The organism is Arcobacter peruensis, from assembly GCF_003711085.1.
Taxonomy (GTDB): Bacteria; Campylobacterota; Campylobacteria; order Campylobacterales; family Arcobacteraceae; genus Poseidonibacter; species Poseidonibacter parvus.
In genome coordinates this window covers 1-23,863 of sequence record NZ_CP032363.1, presented here as the reverse complement: position 1 = coordinate 23,863, position 23,863 = coordinate 1, and the positions used below count along the sequence as shown (strand labels likewise).

General features: G+C 27.1%; 14 protein-coding genes. All 14 read right to left on the bottom strand.

All coding sequences use genetic code 11. The features are described 5' to 3' along the window. Nucleotides 1–29: 29 nt before the first annotated feature. On the bottom strand, nt 30–602 hold the full coding sequence (locus D3Z07_RS00065) for a YigZ family protein (RefSeq protein ID WP_122892742.1): 573 nt from the start codon (nt 600–602) through the stop codon (nt 30–32). A 7-nt stretch (nt 603–609) separates the two neighbouring features. Next, nucleotides 610–1,542 carry a tetratricopeptide repeat protein gene (locus D3Z07_RS00060; RefSeq protein WP_076087663.1) on the bottom strand — a complete coding sequence of 311 codons (933 nt, stop codon included), beginning with the start codon at nt 1,540–1,542 and terminating at the stop codon, nt 610–612. Between the two features lie 22 nt (nt 1,543–1,564). Further along, nucleotides 1,565–2,482, bottom strand: a complete 918-nt coding sequence (locus tag D3Z07_RS00055) for a hypothetical protein (protein ID WP_122892741.1) — start codon at nt 2,480–2,482, stop codon at nt 1,565–1,567. Nucleotides 2,483–2,493: 11 nt separating this feature from the next. Beyond that, the gene (locus D3Z07_RS00050; protein ID WP_122892740.1) at nt 2,494–4,671 is read right to left on the bottom strand and encodes an EAL domain-containing protein; all 2,178 of its coding nucleotides are present in this window, start codon (nt 4,669–4,671) and stop codon (nt 2,494–2,496) included. After that, complete coding sequence (locus tag D3Z07_RS00045) at nt 4,671–8,831, bottom strand: TolC family protein (RefSeq protein ID WP_122892739.1); 4,161 nt, start codon at nt 8,829–8,831, stop codon at nt 4,671–4,673. Before D3Z07_RS00045 ends, D3Z07_RS00050 begins: the two co-directional genes overlap by 1 nt. A gap of 6 nt (nt 8,832–8,837) precedes the next feature. Continuing rightward, complete coding sequence (locus D3Z07_RS00040; protein ID WP_122892738.1) at nt 8,838–9,599, bottom strand: hypothetical protein; 762 nt, start codon at nt 9,597–9,599, stop codon at nt 8,838–8,840. 3 nt (nt 9,600–9,602) lie between these two features. Then, nucleotides 9,603–10,748, bottom strand: coding sequence for a CFAP97 domain-containing protein (locus D3Z07_RS00035; protein ID WP_122892737.1), 1,146 nt, complete (start codon nt 10,746–10,748; stop codon nt 9,603–9,605). Nucleotides 10,749–10,757: 9 nt separating this feature from the next. Continuing rightward, nucleotides 10,758–11,708 carry a hypothetical protein gene (locus D3Z07_RS00030; protein WP_122892736.1) on the bottom strand — a complete coding sequence of 317 codons (951 nt, stop codon included), beginning with the start codon at nt 11,706–11,708 and terminating at the stop codon, nt 10,758–10,760. 101 nt (nt 11,709–11,809) lie between these two features. Continuing rightward, nucleotides 11,810–13,087, bottom strand: a complete 1,278-nt coding sequence (locus D3Z07_RS00025) for an HlyD family type I secretion periplasmic adaptor subunit (RefSeq protein WP_076087677.1) — start codon at nt 13,085–13,087, stop codon at nt 11,810–11,812. A 1-nt stretch (nt 13,088) separates the two neighbouring features. Beyond that, nucleotides 13,089–15,203, bottom strand: a complete 2,115-nt coding sequence (locus D3Z07_RS00020; protein WP_122892735.1) for a type I secretion system permease/ATPase — start codon at nt 15,201–15,203, stop codon at nt 13,089–13,091. Between the two features lie 9 nt (nt 15,204–15,212). Next, nucleotides 15,213–17,000 (bottom strand): tetratricopeptide repeat protein, encoded by a 1,788-nt coding sequence (locus D3Z07_RS00015; RefSeq protein ID WP_076087683.1) that lies wholly within the window; start codon nt 16,998–17,000, stop codon nt 15,213–15,215. 119 nt (nt 17,001–17,119) lie between these two features. Next, nucleotides 17,120–23,143, bottom strand: a complete 6,024-nt coding sequence (locus D3Z07_RS00010; RefSeq protein ID WP_122892734.1) for an S-layer family protein — start codon at nt 23,141–23,143, stop codon at nt 17,120–17,122. Beyond that, a complete protein-coding gene (locus D3Z07_RS13810) occupies nt 23,118–23,291 on the bottom strand; it encodes a hypothetical protein (protein WP_164707176.1) in 174 nt (57 codons plus the stop codon). Before D3Z07_RS13810 ends, D3Z07_RS00010 begins: the two co-directional genes overlap by 26 nt. 99 nt (nt 23,292–23,390) lie before the next feature. Then, the gene (locus D3Z07_RS00005) at nt 23,391–23,648 is read right to left on the bottom strand and encodes a hypothetical protein (protein WP_122892733.1); all 258 of its coding nucleotides are present in this window, start codon (nt 23,646–23,648) and stop codon (nt 23,391–23,393) included. Nucleotides 23,649–23,863: the final 215 nt, after the last annotated feature.

Here is a 23,863-nt window from a genome sequence, read left to right as displayed (position 1 = left end):
TCAAGTATACAATTAAATAATTTAATGTATTATAAAAGTATTATATTTCGAGGAAGTTGTATTCTTAATTGCTCTAATTCTTCTTGGCTTAATTCTATATTTACAATTATTTCATTTGAAAAGTCTTTTTTTACTATAGTGATATTTTCTTGTTTTAAGAGATATTCTAGTTTTGATAGTTCAGAGTATTCACATTTTAATCTTGCTTGTTCAAGTTTTTTATATTCAAAAAGTTCACTAATATTTATAACATCATTAATACTAGCAGAATAAGCGCGAACTAAACCACCTGTTCCTAGCTTAACACCACCAAAATAACGAACTATTATTACAGCTGTATTGATTAAATCATTTCCTGCTAATACAGTAAGAGAGGGTTTTCCTGATGTACCTTTTGGTTCTCCATCATCACTACAATTTTCTACAATTTGCTCAAACTCATTTAAGTGTCTATAAGCATATACAAAATGACGAGCTTTTGGATGTTCTTGTCTTAATTCTTGCATGGTTTTATCAAAATTATCATAAGGCATAAGATATGCAACAAATTTTGATTTTTTTTCTTCATAAGTATTTTGGAATAATTCTTTTATATATTTCAAATTATTCCTATTTAATATTGTTTATCTTGAAAAAACTTTCTGCTCTTTTATAGCCTTTATCTTTGGCTTCTCTAATTAAATCTATACCTTTATCAACATTTCTAGGTACCCCATAACCATGATAATAATATAAACCTACATGAAATAGCGCAGTTAAACTATTTCTTTGTTTTGCTTTACTATACCAGTAGAAAGCTTTTTTATAATCTTGTGATACAACTTTACCTGAACCATAAATATTAGCTAGTTTTATCATAGCTGGCAAATTATTTTGCTTTGAAGATTTAGTTAATAAATCAACTGCTTTATCAATATCTTCAGGGATCCCATCAGCTGTTAAATACATCATAGCAAGGTTTGCTTGTGCTATTGCATTTGAAGCATCTGAAGCTTCTTTAAACCAATAAAAAGCCTTCTTTTTATCTGTTTTAACACCTCTACCTGTATAATACATTTTTCCAAGATTATTTTGTGCAATAATAACACCTTGTTTAGCTGCTTTTTCATACCATTCAAAAGCTTGATTAACTTTATCTTCATTTGTACTAAGATCAAATAACATTGCAAGATTTAATTGTGCTAAACCGTAACCTGCAAGTGCAGCTTTTTCATACCATTTTTGAGCTTCTTTTAAATCTTTTTTAACAACATCACCTAAATAATACATATGAGCTAAATTATTTTGTGCGACTAAGTTACCATTTAAAGCAGCTTTTTCGTACCAGAAGAATGCTAATTCTTTATTACTATTAACTCCAATACCTTTATAATTCATAAGTGCTACATTATATTGGGCATTAGCATCATCATTTAGAGCAAGTTCACTAAATTGCTCATATGCAATTATATATTTTTTATCTTTGAAATTTTGAGTTGCTTCATCAAATGTGAGTGCAAATGAGTTTATAAAAAAGATAGATATAAATATAAAAAACTTCATATTAGATTTCCTTAGTTAATTGTTAGTTAGTTTCCAAAGAGAATTCACTATTCTCTTTTAAATTATTACTTTCAGTGATAATTTTATCTATTTCTTTATCATTTAAAGAACTTTTCATATTTACAATATCTTTCATATTATCTTTAAATTCATCAATTGATTCATCACTATTTTGAATTTCTTCTTTTACATTACTGTTTTCAACAGTTTCTTTTTCTTCTTTCTTTTTAACAATTTTTATTGCTTTAGTTTCTAAAATAGTATTTTCCATAATTGGATTTAAAATATTACTATTTAAAATATCTTCATTAACATCAAGAATATTATTGCTTTTATTTATTTTTAGATCTGTATCAAGAAAGATATCTGCTTTTATATTATCAATAGTATTAGCATTATTTCTTTTTTCCGAAATTAAAATATTTTTTATAATTTTATTATCATCTGGTTTATTAGTTAATAAATAGTTATAACAATTTAAACTATTAAAATCAGAAGAAAAATAGCTAGAACAAGATTTCCATGTAGTATTTACTCCTAATAAGTAATCTAACCTATCCCAAAATAACTTATAAACATTATTATTGATTTCTTTTTTATCATCAAAGTCAACTGCATCAGTTCTTTTAATACTTAAAATAGCTCTTGATTCATTTTCAAATTCATGTACTTCTAAAATCCAAGTATCTAACATTAAATCTACTCTTATAATACTATTTTGAAAAACAACTTTTTCAACTATTATATTGTCTCTATAAGAATTTATAATAAAATCATTATTTTTATTTTCTTTATTTGAAAGAGAAAAAAGTATTTTACTAGCATGAAAAATTGCATCTTTTGAAATATTAGGATATGTCTTTTTTGTAATAACAGAACCTTTTGCAAAGGCGGTACCTGTTGAAATTAGCAAGACTATTAATAATATATATTTATTCATTTAATACAACCTTATCTATTTATTGCGTATATATCTAATTTACTTAAATATCTATAATCATTATCTGATTCTACATTTTCTGCTAAAATTTTAACATCATTTAATTCACCAAAAATAACTATATTTTTTACTCTATGTTTCTTAATTAAATCATTGTGAACATTTTGAGTAAGGTCTCTATCCATTTTTATATAATCAATCTTAATTGATGCCAATTCTTCTAATGGGAACTCTTTTGTTTTAAACCTTTTGATTAAAATCTGGATATTTAAATCATTCATTAGTTTAACAAATTCACTAAATTCTACTTTATATGCAGAAGCAGAGTATGATGTAATACTAAATAAAATATGTGATAAAGTATCAGCTTTTTGTTTTGATAAAGTAGTAATAAACTCTATAAAACTAATACTAGAAATAGTTTTAATTGATAAATTAATAGCTAATTTATAATCAATTTTATTTGCTTCAATAAAATTAATTGTCTTTAATATAACTTCTTTATCAAAATCTTCATTTAATCTGAGTTTCTCACTTATAGCAATAAAAGAACCTATTGGAAGTATCTTTCCTTCATTATCTTTAAGAATTGGTTTTAATTCTTTCATAAGTAATTTATTTTCTAATGAATATGTATCAAAAATAAAATCAATTGTAAAATTACTATTAGAAATAATTGATTTAACTTTATCTTCTAAAGCTAAAACATTTTTTTGAATTTGAGATTCTTTTATGATTACACTACAATTAATATTATTTAACATAGCACTATTATAAGCTTCTTCAACAGATTTCATAATAGAGTTAGTTGTACCATAAGCATCAAAAGGTGTTCCACCTATATGGAAAATATTTTCAGGTAGTTTATAACTTTTTGTAATTTGAATTAATAGACTATCTATAATTTTATTTGAAAATGCTAATGCTTGTTCATAATTAATTTCTCTTGCAATTATAATAAACTCAGACCCATAGAACCTATAAAAATTTATGTTTTTTTCTTTATAATCAGAAATAATATTATTTATGATATTTGTAAAAGATAAAATAAAGTTATCAGTATTTAAAGACCCATTTAATTTAACTATCTCATCTAATTTAGCAATCTTTAATGAGAATAAATATCCTTCACCTGAGTAAACAAACATACTCTTCATATCAATATCAAACATTTTTTTGTCAGGTAAACCTGTTAAGTTATCAGTTAATAGGTTTCTTTCTAAAGTCTCTTTATTAATATTTAATTCATTTTTTAAAGAAGCAATATTACTAGATAGTTTAGAAAGATTAGTAAGTACTTTATTGTAATCTTTAATTTTAGAGAATTTATTAGTATTTATATTTGTAAATTTTGAGTTTAGCATATTAAGTACTACTGCATCTAAATATCTAAGAGGTTTTAATAAATATTTTCTTTTTAAATATTTTTGATACAACCACACTAATAAAAACATCAATATACAAATAACTGTAGAATATATAAGTAGTTTTTTTAGAAAAGAGACTATGTCTTGTTCAATAAAAGTATTGTTTTTCTTATATTCAATATTTGCGAAAACAATATTTTTAATAATTAAATCTTTTTTAATCGCATCTTGAGGATCAATTTTTGCAAACGAATCAATAAAACTTTCTTTTTTCTGTTTTTCAGTACTATCTTTGTAAATATCAAAAAGATTGATATCTACAAAAATTAAAAAGTTTTTAATCTCTTCATTTTTGAATAATTGATATCGTATTACAACTTTTTCATTTTTATCAAAAGTTGCTGAGGGAATAAACTCATAAAAAGAGTTACCTGCTAATTTCTGAATTTCTCCATATTTATAATCTACTGTTACATTTGTAAGATTCCATGAACTATCATTAAAACTTTTTGTTTGGAATAGTAAGGTATCTTTATTAAAAAGATATCTATTTTGTGTAATCTTTATTTCTTTTATATACTTATCTTTTTTAATATTTTGATTAATAAATTGAATTGAATTTTTATCAAATAAAAGTACTTTCTCTTTAATTTGATTATTGAACTTCTCAATACTTAATTCATAATTTACATTTGAATATTCAATACTTTTATTTTTATAATCAATAAAAAAAGACCAGATTGTAAAAAACAGTATTAAAGAAAAGATGAATGTTAAAAGTAATACATTTTTAATTATGTCTTTTTTATTTTTTTTTAACATTATTTAATCTCATTACTTTGTGCTAGATCAAAATATGTATAGTTTTCTTTGTATGCATCTTGTTTTCTATATATTTTTTCAGTTCTAGCTAGATTTATTTTTAATATATCTTCAGGTAATTCAAGAAGTATATTATTAGCTTCTGCTTCATTTTCAAAGATTTTATACATTATTTTTATTTTATTTTTATTGTTTAAAAGTCTTACAACAAATATATCTTCTTTTAAGTCATAAATATTAAGAAAATATTTTAATTCAGTTTCATTATTTACACTTGCTAATAGTATTGAATAATATTCTTTTGGAGAATTTAAAAATTCAAATTTGAAATCTTGATCATTATACTTATCAATAGCAATAAATTCTAAATATTCTTTAGATTGATTTATTTTTTTTAACTCATCTTTATTTTTAGAATCTTCTATATTTTCCTCTATTTTATTCTCTATAATTTTGTCATCAATTACTTGTAAAGATTTAATACCGATTTTTTCAACTGAGCAATTAAAATCTTTTAATAGTAAAGGATTGATTTTTTTTAGATTTTTTTCTGCTTCTTCTTTTGTTTCATATAAACCATAAACAATATTTTTGTTTTTTGTTTTAGTTAATTGAGAATTGAAAGTAAAAACTTTGATATTATATTTTAAATCATATTGATTTAAAAAACTATTTATAACATCATCTTTTGTGTCTGAAAAAGTAATTATATTAATTGTATATAAGTCTTTATTTTCTGATATAAATGCTTTAGTCTTTTTAGTATTAAGAATTTCGTTATCTATATTATTTTGAGCTTCTTGTAATGGAACATGTTCAACTTTTGGCACTTGTATTAAAGTTGGAATTTCTATAACTTCATCATTTTCTGTATTTTCTTCACTTAGAGTAGTTTCTTCAATTTTAGTATTACTATTAGCAAAGAAATTACTTACTGTTGTAAATAGGTTTGCTTCTTCTTTTACTTCTTCAACTTTATTTTCAACAGTTTCTTGAATTTTATCTTCTACAACTTCTTCTTTCTTTTCTACTTCTAAAAGTTCATTTGTATTTGTTTCAACTAATACAGCTACTTCAATTTTAGGCTCTTCTATTAAAGTTGGAACTTCAATTATTTCTTCGCTTTCTTTTTTTACTGTATCTTCTATAACTTCATTATTTTGTGTATTGCTATTAGCAAAGAAATTACTTACTGTTGTAAATAGGTTTGCTTCTTCTTTTACTTCTTCAACTTTATTTTCAACAGTTTCTTGAATTTTATCTTCTACAACTTCTTCTTTCTTTTCTACTTCTAAAAGTTCATTTGTATTTGTTTCAACTAATGCAGCTACTTCAATTTTAGGCTCTTCTATTAAAGTTGGAACTTCTATTATTTCTTCGCTTTCTTTTTTTACTGTATCTTCTATAACTTCATTATTTTGTGTATTACTATTAGCAAAGAAATTACTTACTGTTGTAAATAGGTTTGCTTCTTCTTTTACTTCTTCGATTTCTGTTAATGTTTCAATAGAAGAAAGGTTTTTAGTTTCTATTTCTACTTCTGGTACTATTTCAATTTCAGGCTGTTTTGCCAATTGAGGAATTAAATTTTTAGTTTCTTCTTCTAATGTTAATTTTTCAATCTCTTTTTCTGTATTTTTTTCTTCTTTTTCTTTACTAGTAAATAAATTACTTACTTTTGAAAATAAGCTATCTACTAAGCCTTTTAAATTTTTATCATTTGAAATATCTACATTCTTTAATGAAACTGGATCTTTATACACCGTATTTGAAGAAACTTTTATATATTCATATTCAGGTTCTTTTTCTTTAACTTCAGTATTTAAATCAATATTTGCATTATATAAAGCTTGTTCTTTAGAGATTTTTTGAATTACTGGATAGAAATTATTTTTAATATCACCTAAATCATTAATCGCTAATTGAGCTTCATCATAATTTTCATAAATACCATATACCCATCTAAATAGTTTTTTAGAATCAACATAAGTATAAGCAAATGAATTATCATATAAATTTATTTTTTCAATCAAAATATCTTCTAATTCTTTCATTTCATTGAATGAAGTTATATTAATTGTATAGAATTCAGGATTAGCATTTAAAAACTTAGTTTCAAACTCTTTATTTAAAACAAGTTTATCTTCTTTTTTAATTTGTTTGATTTTCTCAATAGTATTTGTTTTTTCTACTATTTTAATCTCAGGAGGTACAGGCTTAATCTTAACTTCTAAACCTTTTAAATAATCATTGTAAAGTTTTTTTACATCTCCTATTTTTTTAAGACTTAATTCTTTTCCAAGATCTTTATTTTTCATTTTTTCTAATTGTTTTAAAGCTTCTTCTTCATTTTTATAAATACCAAAAGTTACTTTTGTATTTATATTTAAATCATCTACTACATCATAAGAAAAGGCTTCTTTATCAAAGTCATTTATTTTAATAAAATTATTTGCTTTTAGTATATTATCAAATAAACCAATATCTATTGTATAGTATTCATTATTAGCAGATAAAAACTTACTCATAAATCTTATTATATTTTCATCTTTTAAAGCTTTAGAGATTAGTGTTTCTTTAATTTTTTCTTGTTCTTCTAATTCTTCTTGTCTTTCAATTCTTTCTTTTTCATCTAAAAACTTATCATCAATATAAACATCTTGTGTATATCCGCTTTTTGAGAAATCAATAAATCTTGGATGTTCAGGATCAATGTCAAAGAATGCTAAAATATCTCCTGTGTATTTTAATAAAGTAAAGAAATCTGTAATATTGTTTTTTTCATAAGAAATCAATTTTACTTCTGCTGAATTTAATGACTTTTGTCCTTGAAGTAAAACTTGTAAGTCTTGGTCACCTAATTTGAACTCTTCCCAATAAGCTTCAACCATTTTTCTTAAAGCTATAACTTCTGATATATTACTTTTTAATGATTCATTAGTAGAATTTATTGCAGTAAATAACTTAGATACATTCCATTTTAATTTTCTTTTTTCTTCATCTAATTTAAAATTTAATTCTCTAATTGAACTATAAGAGTTTAAAACTTTATTTTTATCTCTTCCACCGTTATATAAATTATATGAAAGCTTAACTAAACCATTGACAGCCTCTTCTCTTGTTTCTGAACCATCTTGATCCATAACATTATCAACTGAAAACTCTAAATCAACTTTTGGTAAAAAATTTGATTCTTTTGATTTTAAATTGAACTTTTCTGCTTCAATTGAGTTATAGTAGTTTCTTAATTCTTTATTTCTTTTTAATGCTCTTTCATATAATAAGTCAAAAGTAGTAACATTAATATTAAAGTTTTTTTCATAAGGTAAAGTTTCTAAATAAACTTCACCAACGATGTATTCATAATATCGTAAGGATTCAATAAACTTAGATTTAACTTTAATTTGTTGTGTTTTAGCATTAGAAACATTTGCTTTAATTGCTGTTAAATCACCAATAGAAGCTGCTCCATTTTCGTATTTTATACTAACAATATCTAATATTTTATTTAATTTCTTCATATTAGAATCACTAGTTAAAACAGTTTTATATGAGAAAACAACATCAAAATATGCTTTGATAGCTTTAGTTACTTCTTCTGATAAAACTAAGTAATATTGATTTTTAGCTAAATCTAATTTTTTCTTTAGGTTTTCAACATCATTAGTTGTTGCTCCACCTGCATATAAGTTTTGATTTAAAACAAATTTATAATTTCTATCATCATAATATCTAAATGCATTTGTTCTATCATCAGCAGTATTAGTAGCTCTTGTTTTTCCTATTTCATATTCGAAATTTAAAGTAGGATAGTAACCTGCAATTGCATCTTTTAATTTAATTTCATTTTGAATAACTTTTTCTCTAGAAGCTTTCAATAAATCACTAGTAGATACTGTTTCTAAAACAACATCCATAAGAGAAACTCTTTTATAATTATCAACATCAATATCAGATATTTTTGAATAAGAGTTTAATGAAGGATATGAAGGGTTCATCTTTTTTTGAATTTCTTTTTCACCTAAAAAAAGAGACAATTCATTTAATTTATCTTCTTTCTCTTCAATAATAAAATTTTTATCATCTTTATTAATTAATTTATCATTATCCGCATTTGCACATAATGATAAGATTATTAAAGATAGCAATTGTTTCTTCATTTATCTCTACTTTTTAATTGTGATTACTAAATATCCATTAGTATCATCAATTTTTTCTTTTATATTTGGTTCTTTTGTTAAATCAATTTTAACGTCTTTCTTTTCATAACCAAACTTTCTTATTAAATTTCTTGTACTTATTGTTCTTGCAAGTGATATCTGTTTTGAAATAGTTGCACTTAACTGTTTTTTCATATCTTTAGTATATATATGAATTTCATGTTTTCCACTTCTTTCTTTTGCCGAACTTAAAAACTGTTTTATTTTTCTTGTAATTCCATCATCTACAAATATCTCATTACTTTTATATGTAACGATTAAGTAATCTTTATTTTCAATAATTTTTTGATTTTCATCATTTGTTTCGTTTTTATCTGCTATATCAATACCTGCTGATTCAATTTTATTACTTTTTTCAGCACTATTTTGATTTTCATTTACTTCAATTTGATTTTGTAAAGTTAAAATTCTTTGCTTTTGTTCGTTAATAATTTTAATATTAATATCTGAATTTGAATTTGATCCAGCACTAGGGTCTGTAACTTTTTTTGTATTAAGTTCATTTTCCTCACTTGACCTATTATTATTTAAAATAATATCATCATTGGAAATTGAGCCTGTATAAGAAACTTTATATTTAAATTGTGCGTAATAACCTAGATTTACAAAAACTACTAATAAGAATAATAGTAATACTAAAATTACTGAAGAAAAAATATCAACAAATGATGGCCAAGGGTTGAACTCATCTTCACATCTAGACGCCATATACTATCTTTTATTCTCTTGATTGTTTTTATTTTGTAAAGATTCCACTAACTGCACAAGTAATTTATTATTTTCTTCTTGTAACTGTAAACTTTTTTTGATTGTCTTATGTTCTGATAAAATTACACTTGATATCTCTTGTAATGACTCTTCAATAAGTTTTGAATTTGAGTATTGATTTACATTAGATTCTTTCATAATTTCTATCATGTTTTTCAATAATATAGATTCGTTATCTGTTTTATGGATATTATGGTCTAGCTTATCAGCAATTTTCATAAACATCTCTTGAGACACTTGATTTGATCTTTCCATTTTATCTGTAAAATCTCCCATTGTGTCAACAAAAATATCAATAAATCCAGCACTCATAGGAGATGAATTATCTGAATTAGAAACTAAATTAATATTTCCAATATCATCTGTGCTAGACAGTGAATCAATACTTGTATTATTTGATTCAACAATTTTACCTTTCATCCAATCTTGTACATCTTCGACAAACGCAGACTGATTTCTAGTTAAAATATATTGCATTACATTTAGAATAATTGCAGAAGCAACACCGAATAAAGAAGAGGCAAACCCAATAGCCATACCACCAAGAGGTCCAGAGAAACCTGTCATGATTTCTCCAATATCAATATTATCTCCACCAAAAGATAAAATAATACCTCCCATTTCATCAATTGCTACAAGAAGTCCTGTAAATGTACCAAAAAGTCCTAGCATTAATGAAGTACCAACGAAGAAAGCTGTATATCCTTTTTGTTGGAAGAATTGTCCTTCTAACCAATCGATAACTTCATGAGCTTCTTGTTGAGTAAAATATAAAACACCTTTCTTAGCTCTTCTTTGGAACATATGCGCAATAGTTGCAGGCATTAACCCAGTAATACCTTCTAAGTAAAACTCTAAACTTTTACCTGTTTTATAAGCTAAGATACCGAAGGTACCAGCAAGCATTGTAAGTCTAATTGCAGATTGATAAACAACTAATAAACCAATTAAGAACATTGTTGTAATAGCAACATTAAATGTTAATGTTGACATAAAGAATGTATATACTAAAGAAAAGTTAGCATAAATAGTAAAAACGATAAAAAGCATTACTACAAAAAATATTTTTAATATTTTTATACGTCTCATCATCTATCCTTAAAACATGAATAGTAATATAGATATCACTAAACCAAGGGCTACTGTAGTAACAGTTTTTGTCATATTATCAACAATATTTACAAAAGCTCCACTACCTTCAACTTTTTCACCTAAAATGATATAACCAATGATTACTCCATTAATATCGGCTACTTCTTTATATGTTTTAAAATATTCTTCATTTACACTATATCCATCTATTTTAAAATTAGAAAAGGCTTCTTTACCTTCTGTTAATATGTTTGAGAAGAATTGTCCATCATAATTTCGTTCTTCAACTTTTAAATCATTAACAATTGTTCTGTAACTTCCATTTTTCGTATCAATACTTACATTTGCAAGCATTCTTTCTTCTAGTAAAAATAGAAATATACCTTGTCTGTTTCGTTCTATATCTTTTTTAAGTGTAAGAATACTTTCCTTAACTTCAATAACACCTAAAACGTTTTCACCATCTAAGATAGGTTCTAAATAGACTATATTTGGTCCAGATGGAAGTACTTCAATACCATATAATGCAGTCTTTCTATTTATTGTTGTATTAATACTATTTCTAAATTGATTAGTTTGATTTACAGTAGAATAAAATACTAAAGAAGTAGAGCCAAATCCAGCTTCTACTAAACTATTATTGTAATTTGTAATTATAGGGTCTATTAAAGCTTTGTTATTTAGGTTATTTTTAAAAGTGTCGTTTATTTTTAGTCCTAAAACTAATTTACTAAAACCTTTTTGTTTATCTTCTAGTTTATGTTCTAAACTTGATTTGTAAACATTAGACATATTTAAATATACTTCATTCCCTACGCTTTTTGTCATACTTGTAAGGATATACATTGACAAAAAAATACCAGTTATTGCGAGTAGAGTTAAAAGAGTAAACCAAAGGCCTTTCTTCTTTTTTAATTCACTAAGTAAATTTTGTAACGCTTTAATAAAACTAAACACCCACATCCTTTTCGTATAATAGTCGCTATTATATTTATATTTTGCTTACTTAATTATTAAAGATGCCTATTTTAGAGCTAATTAGGGTTTAATATTATTATTTATTGTTCACTTAATGCATTTTTTCTAATATTTTTTAGTGGTTTTAAAATATATTCTAGTACTGTTTTTTTACCAGTTAAAATATTTACATTTGCAACCATTCCAGGTAGAATTGGAAGATCAGGTGCAAATTGATTTACATCAGCTCTAATTTTTGCAATATAATAAATATTTCCTGTTCTATCCTCAAAACTATCAGAAGATATTAAAATCAATTTACCATTTAGTAATCCATATTTAGAAAAATCATAAGCTGTTATTTCAACTGATACATCTTGACCTTCCCATATAAAGGCTCTATCTGAACTCTTTATTTTTGCTTCAATTGTCAATGTATCTTCAATAGGAGTAATTTCTGCCATCTTATCTCCAGGCTTTACAATACCACCTTCTGTATAGAAATATAGTTTATTTATTATTCCATTTACAGGTGAAATAACTGATTTTCTAAGTTCTCTATCGTCATTTGCTTTGTTCTTTTCAATTAATTTATTAATCTCATTTTTAACTTCAGAATACTTTCCTAATAATTTACTTCTAACTTCAGACTTAACACTATTTATTTTTCTATTTGCTTCTTCTATTTCTTGTTGTAAAATTGGAATATTATTTCTAGTTTCTTCTATTTTTGTAACAATATTTTGTTTTTTTGATAATTCTGAAATATATTCTTTTTTAGATGTAACTTTTTTTCTTAATAATTCATCTAAAATTTTCATGTTTTCAATAGCTAAATTTAATTCTATTGTTAGGTTATTATATTTGATTTTTGTTTCTCTTAATTTATACTCTTTTTGTCTTGCTTGATCTCTTGCAATATCAATTTTTCTTTTGTTATTTTCTAATTCTTCATAAAAAATATTTGTTTCATTTCTTATAATATCAGGGATTTTTGATTTTAATTCATCTGAAAATTTGATTTTTTTCTTATTATCAATTAAAGATTCTAATCTAATTAATACAGCTTGGAATGTTAATAAGTCTAGCTCTTTTGATACAGAATCTGCTTTAAAAAACTCGTTTGAAAGTGTATAAATAATATCACCTTTTTTTACACTATCACCCTCTTTTAATAAAATACTTGAAACTATTCCACCTTCAAGGTTTTGTAAAATTTTAGTTTGACCTGAAGGTACTACTTTTCCAGAACCTCTTACAACTTCGTCAACTTGACTAAAATATGCCCATGAAAGGAAACATATAAAAAACAACATTATTGGAATTACAGTAGTATAATAATTCCAATCTTTTTCTTCAAATAATCTATTATTTTTCATCTTACTTCTTTTCTTGTAAAGCTTTTAATACAGTATCTCTTGGTCCATCTGCTACTACTTTTCCTTGATTTAACACAATAACTCTATCAACTAGTTCTAGTGCTGCAAATCTATGAGTAATTACAATCAATGTTTTTTTCTGTAATATTTGTTTCATATGAGAGATTAATGATTTCTCTAACCCCACATCTAAACCAGTTGTTGGTTCATCTAAAAGTAAAATTGAAGGGTCTTTTAATAAAGCCCTTGCAAGTGCAACTAAATGTCTTTGACCAACAGATAAATTACAACCTCTCTCCCCTACTTGTAATCCATCACCTTGACCTGACTTTTTAACTAAATCTTCTAATCCTGTTATTTTAATTAATTGCATTAATCTTTCTTTACTAACAGGAGTTGAAAGTTCAATATTTTCTTTTAAAGTTCCAGAAAATAAAAATGGTTCTTGAGGCATAACACCAATATTTTGACGTATTTCGATAGGATGAACTGTTGATATTTCATGCCCATCTATATAAACAGAACCTTTTGTAGGGCTATCTAAACCCGTTAAAATACGTAAAAATGTACTTTTTCCAGCTCCTGTTTGTCCAATAATACCTACTTTTTCACCCTCTTGAATTTTAATATTACAGTTTTCTAAAGAAGGATATTTACTATTTTTATAATAAAAATCTACATTTGAAAATTCAATATTTCCTTTTATTTTACCCAATCCTATTTCTATATTTTTATCATTTTCTAAAGGTAGGTGCCAGAAATCATTGATATTATTTAAAGATTCTTTTATTTCTTTAAATTTTATTGCCATCATTGAGGTTTGAATTATTGGTATCATTGCTCTACTTGAAAGAATAGTAACAGCAATTAATCCCCCAACTGTAAGGTTTTTATTTGCTATTTCAAATACTCCTACAACTATAACTAACATTGTTACAAACTGAATTACAGTTTGTGATAGGTTTAATGAAAAAACATTTAAAGATTGAATTTTTAATGCTATTGAATCTGTAACTGCAATAATATTTCTCCAATTAAAAAGTTTAGTTGAACGTGCATTTGAAAGTTTAATAATTTCACTTCCTTGAATAGTTTCAACTAAGTATGCATGTTTTGCTTGTACATTTTCAATATTCTTTTTACTTAAATTAGAAATAGGTATTTGCATAAATATATTAAATAAAAGAATTAATATGGCAGTTATAAAAGGAACTAAAGCAACCATCGGAGAAATGATAAAAATTACAGTAATTGCTAAAAAGAAGAAAGGTAAATCAATTACTTGGACAACTGATTTTGTTGCAAAGAAGTCTTTTATTTGGGCTAATTCTCTAAATAAATTTGCTTTTGTACCTACTAGCATATTATCATATTGAGCTTGTAAACTTAATACTCTTTTTAATAATTCTTCTTCTAAATAAACACCTAATTCTTTTCCAACTTTTTCAATAATATGATTTCTAACACTTTTAAAATATACATCAAAAAGTAAAATAATAACTACACCAATAGCTAAAACAAATAGTGTTTCAGTTGCATTATTAGGTACTACTCTATCATAAACACTCATTGTAAATAATGGTACAGCTAGTGCAAAAATATTTATAAAAAATGTTAGAAAACCTATTTCAATATATGAACGCCAGAATTTCTTAACAGGATTCCAGAACCATTCTTTTCCCTTTACTTCATCAAGAACTTTTTCTTTTTGAGGATCTCTAAATACTAATATTGCTTTTTTAAATTTTTTTAAATAACTTAGGTCTTTTTTTATTTCTTCTTTACTTAAAGGATTAAAAAGAAAGCACTCTTTTCCTTTCTTTTGTAAAATAAAAGGTTTGTTTTTACTATCAAAAATAATACAAGGTAAAAAATGATTTGGAATATCAATAGCTTTCATATTTCTAGAAACAGCAGTTAAGCCAACTTCTTTTGCTACATCAATTGCTAATTCTTCTGTAAAACCTTTATCAGACTTTGCACTAAAATTAACAATTGTTTCAATAGAAATATCTCCAAAATAAAAGTCTAATAAATATTTTAAAGAGAAGAGTAAAGGAAACTCTTCTCTACTTAGACCACTATTTTCGATTTCTACATTTTCTTGATTTTCCAAAAAATACCTTTAGCTTATTTTGATTTTATATTGTTTTGAGATTTTTGCAATTAGTGATTGAAAAACACTGTCCCAAGATCTATTTGTTTTCTGTCTAATTAGTTTTGCACTTGGATACCACTTTGTTGTTTCACCTTTGTTTGTCCATCTCCAATCAGGTATTTTTTGTAATGGAATAAATACTTGTTTATTTATAGCTCCCGCTAAATGTGCAACTGAAGTATCAGAAGAAATAACAAAATCTAATTTATTAATTAATGAAGCTGTTTTATCAAAATTAACTAATTTGTCTGTTAAATCAATAATATTTTTTTCATATCCATATTTTTTAATATCTTCACTTCCATCACCTACTTGTAATGAATAAACATTTATTTTTGGATTTTTAATTAATGGTTCTAAATATTTTAAATCAAATACTTTTCCATCATAACTTTCACCAGTTAAGGATGCACTCCAGCAAATACCAATATTAATTTTACCTTTTGTTTTTTTAATATCAAAAGAATCATCATCTTTTACTATTAAGTATGGGTTCTTAATTGGTAAGTCACTAATGTTTTTCATTTCTAAAATATATGGCATACTCATTATTGAAAGTTGATAGTCAAAATTTGGTGTTTTTTCACTTCTATCAACAATAGTATCTATTTCTTCAATTCTAGAGAATAATTCTTTTAATCCTTCTCTACATTTAACAGCAATTTTACATCCATACTTTTCTTTTAATTGTGGCAAGAACCTAATAAATTGAATACTATCTCCATATCCTTGTTCTGAATGAAGAAGTAAAGTTTTACCTTTAATATCTTCTTTCCCTGTGAATAATGGTTTTGAAAAAACATCTTTATTTTTTATAATATGAGGAATCATTTCCTCTTTTCTAAATCTCCACTCATATTCTTTCCAACCATTTTTAAAATCTTGATTAGCAAGATACATTGTTGATAAATCAAAATGTGCATTTACAAACTTTGGATTCAATTCAATTGCTTTTTTATAAGCTTCAATTGATTTTTTAGAAAAACCTAAATATTTATATGAAGTCCCAACATTACTATATGCATTTTCACCCTTAGGGTCTAGTTCAATTGATTTTTCATGTAACTTTGAAGCTTTCTTATAATCAAATATTTTATTGTAAACATTTCCAAGATTTGTATAAGCACCACTATGATTTGGCATTTTTTCAATAGCTTTTTCTAAAGACTCAATTGCTTTATCATAATCTTTAGCTTTATTATAAGCAGCACCTTTATTACTATAAACCTCATTATAATTTGGATCAGTTTTAAGTGCAATTTCAAAAATTTCTGCTGCTTTTTTATATTCTTTTTGTTTATATAAAACAACACCTATATTATTTACAGATTTTGCATGTTTTGGATTAATTTTAACTGCTTCTTTATAAGCTGCAATTGCTTTATTATTATCTCCAATTGTTTCATAAATAATTCCAAGATTATTAAAAGCATTAAAATCATTTGGATTTAATTTTATAGAATCACTGTAAGCACGTATAGCCATTTTATAATTTTTAATTTCTTTAAAGGCATTTCCAATATTATTGTAAACAGATTTATTTTTTGGATTTAATTTTATAGCCTGAAGATAACACTTAATAGCAGTATTCACGTCACCTTTTGATTTATATATCACACCAAGGTTTCCATAGGCTTCTGAATTCTTTGGGTTTATTTTTATAATCTCTTCATATTTTAATTGAGCATTTGTAAGATCTTTTTTCTTATAAAACTCTATAGCTTCACCAAAAAGTAATTTTTGTTTTTCTATCATTTTATTTCTACCTTCTAATTATATAATTTTTGAATTATATCTAATTTTTTTGTTTTTAATAAATAATTATTAAAAATAATTTTTATACAAGTACTTAGAACTTAAATACTTGTATTCTTTTACACATCAGTTAAATCAATCGTAAGTGTTGTATTTCCTAAATTATAAGTTGTATTATCACTTATATCACTATTCGTATTTCCAGAATTATAACTATTTCTTTCTGTTGAACTTGAAGTATCAGTAAATTTAATTAAATCTGCTTGTGTTGATGTTAAAGATAAAGTTAAATTACCAGTTGAACTTCCTGTCCATGATTGAATTAATGCATCAGTGAATTCAAATTCTGTACCTGTATCTGCAGTATCCAAGTTTAAAGTTCTTATATCTAGTTTTTCTATATTTGTAAAAGATGATGCATGTCCAAATTCAGTATCACTACTTATTGAATTAGAATTACCTGTTAACTCAACATTATCTGTATTCGATCCACCATCAATATTAAAGTTATCAATATTACTAAAGTTTAAAGCAAAAGTATCATCGCCTGCTTCACCATTTACATTAGTAGGTTCATCTCCACTTAACGTGATATTATCATTTCCACTTGAAAGATTTAAATTTTCAAGATTTGAAATGTTGCTAAAATCTAAATCTCCAGAAACAGCTGTATCAAATGCTAAAGTGTCATCACCATTACCAAAATCTAAGATATCACTACTATCTAGTTCATCAAAATTAATATTTAGAGTATCATCGCTTATTCCAAATGTTGCATCTATAACTCCACTTGTATCTGCAAAAATAGACTCTACATCATTTGTTGCAGCTGTTCCTGTAATTGTTGCATTATAATCAGCATCCATAGTAATACCTGCATCCTGAAGTGCTTCAATTTCAGTACTTGTTCCTGTAACACCTGTAATACCTGATGCATCTACTGTACCTGTTCCATTTGTAGTATTAAGTGTAGTAATTGCATTTGCTGTTTCAGTTCCAGCACTTAATGTTGAATCAAAATTTGCTGGATTCGTATCAAGATCACTTAACGCTGCATTAATTTCTGACACACTTCCATTAATTGCAGTTAAGTTTGAGCCATCAATTGTACCGTTTCCATTAGCCGTATTTAATGTTGTTATATCTGTAGCATCAACAGAAGCTGCGCTAAGTGTAATATTTGTATCTTCACTTGTATAACCAGCTATTGTAGTAGCTTCAGAAATACTTACAGTATCATCTATTGTAATATTCTCATTTCCAAGACCATTATATTCACTAACATTTGTATCATAAATATTAGTTAATTCTGCTGCTGTACCGTTAATAGTATGTATAGATGTTAATGCACTTACATCAATTTGTTGGTTTGTTTTACCATTTAGAGCAACCAAATCAGCAGCATCTTGATTACCAGCAGTTACGGTTATAGTAATCTCATCAGTTGAAGCTGTAGTCAATCCATTTAAAATTGAAGCATCATTTGATGTCGCAGTTGCTGTTACTACACCTGTTGCAGAGTCTGCATTTATTGTATTTATATCTGCAACACTTACACTTCCACTTACATCTACTGCTAAACTTCCATCTGTTACTGTTGTGATTGTTGAATCTGTTGCTAGTACATCTTTTACATCTGTTGCATTACCAGTTAATTTTGTAATTACTGTTGCATTTATTGCTATTCCTGTTTTTGAATCGATTGTTTTTAAATCTGATGCTGATGTATCTGCCGCTGCCATATTTACTGTGATGTCATCATTATCATCTGTTGATAATCCAGTTAATGTTCCAGCAACCCCTGTATTTGCTGTTGCAGTTACTACTCCACTTGTTGAAGATATTGTATTTATATCTGTTACTGAAATATCTCCACCTGTTATTGTTACATCTTCATCTCCATCTAACAATACTAAACCTGTTACTACATCTGTAATTGTTCCATCATCTTGTGTTACTTCTTCAATTGTTGATACTGTAAAGTTATTAACTTTTGCATTTAAATTAACTAAATCACTCGCATTTACACTTGTATCTGTTGTTGTAAATGTTATTACATCATCTACGCCTACATCTACATCTGTAATTGCATCTAATGTTGCTTTTACTGCTCCTGCTGTGATTGTTGCTGTTACTACTCCACTTGTATCTCCAGCTATATCATTTATTACTGAAGCTGCTACTGTATCATCTACATTTATTGCTTTTGTTCCAAGTCCTGTTATTGTTCCTGCTGTATTTGCAGCTAGTGCTGTCTGTATAGATGTTGCTGTTCCTGTTAATTCAGTAATACTGCCTGCATCTACTGCAACACCTGTTGCACCGTTAATTATATTTATATTTGCAGCATCTGTACTTGCTGCTTCTAATTCAACTGTAATCATATCTGTATTACTTGTTGTTAATCCTGCTAACGTTGTTGCATTTCCTGTATCTACTGTTCCTACTGTTACTACACCTGTTGCAGAGTCTGCATTTATTGTATTTATATCTGCAACACTTACACTTCCACTTACATCTACTGCTAAACTTCCATCTGTTACTGTTGTGATTGTTGAATCTGTTGCTAGTACATCTTTTACATCTGTTGCATTACCAGTTAATTTTGTAATTACTGTTGCATTTATTGCTATTCCTGTTTTTGAATCGATTGTTTTTAAATCTGATGCTGATGTATCTGCCGCTGCCATATTTACTGTGATGTCATCATTATCATCTGTTGATAATCCAGTTAATGTTCCAGCAACCCCTGTATTTGCTGTTGCAGTTACTACTCCACTTGTTGAAGATATTGTATTTATATCTGTTACTGAAATATCTCCACCTGTTATTGTTACATCTTCATCTCCATCTAACAATACTAAACCTGTTACTACATCTGTAATTGTTCCATCATCTTGTGTTACTTCTTCAATTGTTGATACTGTAAAGTTATTAACTTTTGCATTTAAATTAACTAAATCACTCGCATTTACACTTGTATCTGTTGTTGTAAATGTTATTACATCATCTACGCCTACATCTACATCTGTAATTGCATCTAATGTTGCTTTTACTGCTCCTGCTGTGATTGTTGCTGTTACTACTCCACTTGTATCTCCAGCTATATCATTTATTACTGAAGCTGCTACTGTATCATCTACATTTATTGCTTTTGTTCCAAGTCCTGTTATTGTTCCTGCTGTATTTGCAGCTAGTGCTGTCTGTATAGATGTTGCTGTTCCTGTTAATTCAGTAATACTGCCTGCATCTACTGCAACACCTGTTGCACCGTTAATTATATTTATATTTGCAGCATCTGTACTTGCTGCTTCTAATTCAACTGTAATCATATCTGTATTACTTGTTGTTAATCCTGCTAACGTTGTTGCATTTCCTGTATCTACTGTTCCTACTGTTACTACACCTGTTGCAGAGTCTGCATTTATTGTATTTATATCTGCAACACTTACACTTCCACTTACATCTACTGCTAAACTTCCATCTGTTACTGTTGTGATTGTTGAATCTGTTGCTAGTACATCTTTTACATCTGTTGCATTACCAGTTAATTTTGTAATTACTGTTGCATTTATTGCTATTCCTGTTTTTGAATCGATTGTTTTTAAATCTGATGCTGATGTATCTGCCGCTGCCATATTTACTGTGATGTCATCATTATCATCTGTTGATAATCCAGTTAATGTTCCAGCAACCCCTGTATTTGCTGTTGCAGTTACTACTCCACTTGTTGAAGATATTGTATTTATATCTGTTACTGAAATATCTCCACCTGTTATTGTTACATCTTCATCTCCATCTAACAATACTAAACCTGTTACTACATCTGTAATTGTTCCATCATCTTGTGTTACTTCTTCAATTGTTGATACTGTAAAGTTATTAACTTTTGCATTTAAATTAACTAAATCACTCGCATTTACACTTGTATCTGTTGTTGTAAATGTTATTACATCATCTACGCCTACATCTACATCTGTAATTGCATCTAATGTTGCTTTTACTGCTCCTGCTGTGATTGTTGCTGTTACTACTCCACTTGTATCTCCAGCTATATCATTTATTACTGAAGCTGCTACTGTATCATCTACATTTATTGCTTTTGTTCCAAGTCCTGTTATTGTTCCTGCTGTATTTGCAGCTAGTGCTGTCTGTATAGATGTTGCTGTTCCTGTTAATTCAGTAATACTGCCTGCATCTACTGCAACACCTGTTGCACCGTTAATTATATTTATATTTGCAGCATCTGTACTTGCTGCTTCTAATTCAACTGTAATCATATCTGTATTACTTGTTGTTAATCCTGCTAACGTTGTTGCATTTCCTGTATCTACTGTTCCTACTGTTACTACACCTGTTGCAGAGTCTGCATTTATTGTATTTATATCTGCAACACTTACACTTCCACTTACATCTACTGCTAAACTTCCATCTGTTACTGTTGTGATTGTTGAATCTGTTGCTAGTACATCTTTTACATCTGTTGCATTACCAGTTAATTTTGTAATTACTGTTGCATTTATTGCTATTCCTGTTTTTGAATCGATTGTTTTTAAATCTGATGCTGATGTATCTGCCGCTGCCATATTTACTGTGATGTCATCATTATCATCTGTTGATAATCCAGTTAATGTTCCAGCAACCCCTGTATTTGCTGTTGCAGTTACTACTCCACTTGTTGAAGATATTGTATTTATATCTGTTACTGAAATATCTCCACCTGTTATTGTTACATCTTCATCTCCATCTAACAATACTAAACCTGTTACTACATCTGTAATTGTTCCATCATCTTGTGTTACTTCTTCAATTGTTGATACTGTAAAGTTATTAACTTTTGCATTTAAATTAACTAAATCACTCGCATTTACACTTGTATCTGTTGTTGTAAATGTTATTACATCATCTACGCCTACATCTACATCTGTAATTGCATCTAATGTTGCTTTTACTGCTCCTGCTGTGATTGTTGCTGTTACTACTCCACTTGTATCTCCAGCTATATCATTTATTACTGAAGCTGCTACTGTATCATCTACATTTATTGCTTTTGTTCCAAGTCCTGTTATTGTTCCTGCTGTATTTGCAGCTAGTGCTGTCTGTATAGATGTTGCTGTTCCTGTTAATTCAGTAATACTGCCTGCATCTACTGCAACACCTGTTGCACCGTTAATTATATTTATATTTGCAGCATCTGTACTTGCTGCTTCTAATTCAACTGTAATCATATCTGTATTACTTGTTGTTAATCCTGCTAACGTTGTTGCATTTCCTGTATCTACTGTTCCTACTGTTACTACACCTGTTGCAGAGTCTGCATTTATTGTATTTATATCTGCAACACTTACACTTCCACTTACATCTACTGCTAAACTTCCATCTGTTACTGTTGTGATTGTTGAATCTGTTGCTAGTACATCTTTTACATCTGTTGCATTACCAGTTAATTTTGTAATTACTGTTGCATTTATTGCTATTCCTGTTTTTGAATCGATTGTTTTTAAATCTGATGCTGATGTATCTGCCGCTGCCATATTTACTGTGATGTCATCATTATCATCTGTTGATAATCCAGTTAATGTTCCAGCAACCCCTGTATTTGCTGTTGCAGTTACTACTCCACTTGTTGAAGATATTGTATTTATATCTGTTACTGAAATATCTCCACCTGTTATTGTTACATCTTCATCTCCATCTAACAATACTAAACCTGTTACTACATCTGTAATTGTTCCATCATCTTGTGTTACTTCTTCAATTGTTGATACTGTAAAGTTATTAACTTTTGCATTTAAATTAACTAAATCACTCGCATTTACACTTGTATCTGTTGTTGTAAATGTTATTACATCATCTACGCCTACATCTACATCTGTAATTGCATCTAATGTTGCTTTTACTGCTCCTGCTGTGATTGTTGCTGTTACTACTCCACTTGTATCTCCAGCTATATCATTTATTACTGAAGCTGCTACTGTATCATCTACATTTATTGCTTTTGTTCCAAGTCCTGTTATTGTTCCTGCTGTATTTGCAGCTAGTGCTGTCTGTATAGATGTTGCTGTTCCTGTTAATTCAGTAATACTGCCTGCATCTACTGCAACACCTGTTGCACCGTTAATTATATTTATATTTTGCAGCATCTGTACTTGCTGCTTCTAATTCAACTGTAATCATATCTGTATTACTTGTTGTTAATCCTGCTAACGTTGTTGCATTTCCTGTATCTACTGTTCCTACTGTTACTACACCTGTTGCAGAGTCTGCATTTATTGTATATATCTGCAACACTTACACTTCCACTTACATCTACTGCTAAACTTCCATCTGTTACTGTTGTGATTTTGAATCTGTTGCTAGTACATTCTTTTACATCTGTTGCATTACCAGTTAATTTGTAATTACTGTTGCATTTATTGCTATTCCTGTTTTTGAATCGATTGTTTTTAAATCTGATGCTGATGTATCTGCCGCTGCCATATTTACTGTGATGTCATCATTATCATCTGTTGATAATCCAGTTAATGTTCCAGCAACCCCTGTATTTGCTGTTGCAGTTACTACTCCACTTGTTGAAGATATTGTATTTATATCTGTTACTGAAATATCTCCACCTGTTATTGTTACATCTTCATCTCCATCTAACAATACTAAACCTGTTACTACATCTGTAATTGTTCCATCATCTTGTGTTACTCTTCAATTGTTGATACTGTAAAGTTATTAACTTTTGCATTTAAATTAACTAAATCACTCGCATTTACACTTGTATCTGTTGTTGTAAATGTTATTACATCATCTACGCCTACATCTACATCTGTAATTGCATCTAATGTTGCTTTTACTGCTCCTGCTGTGATTGT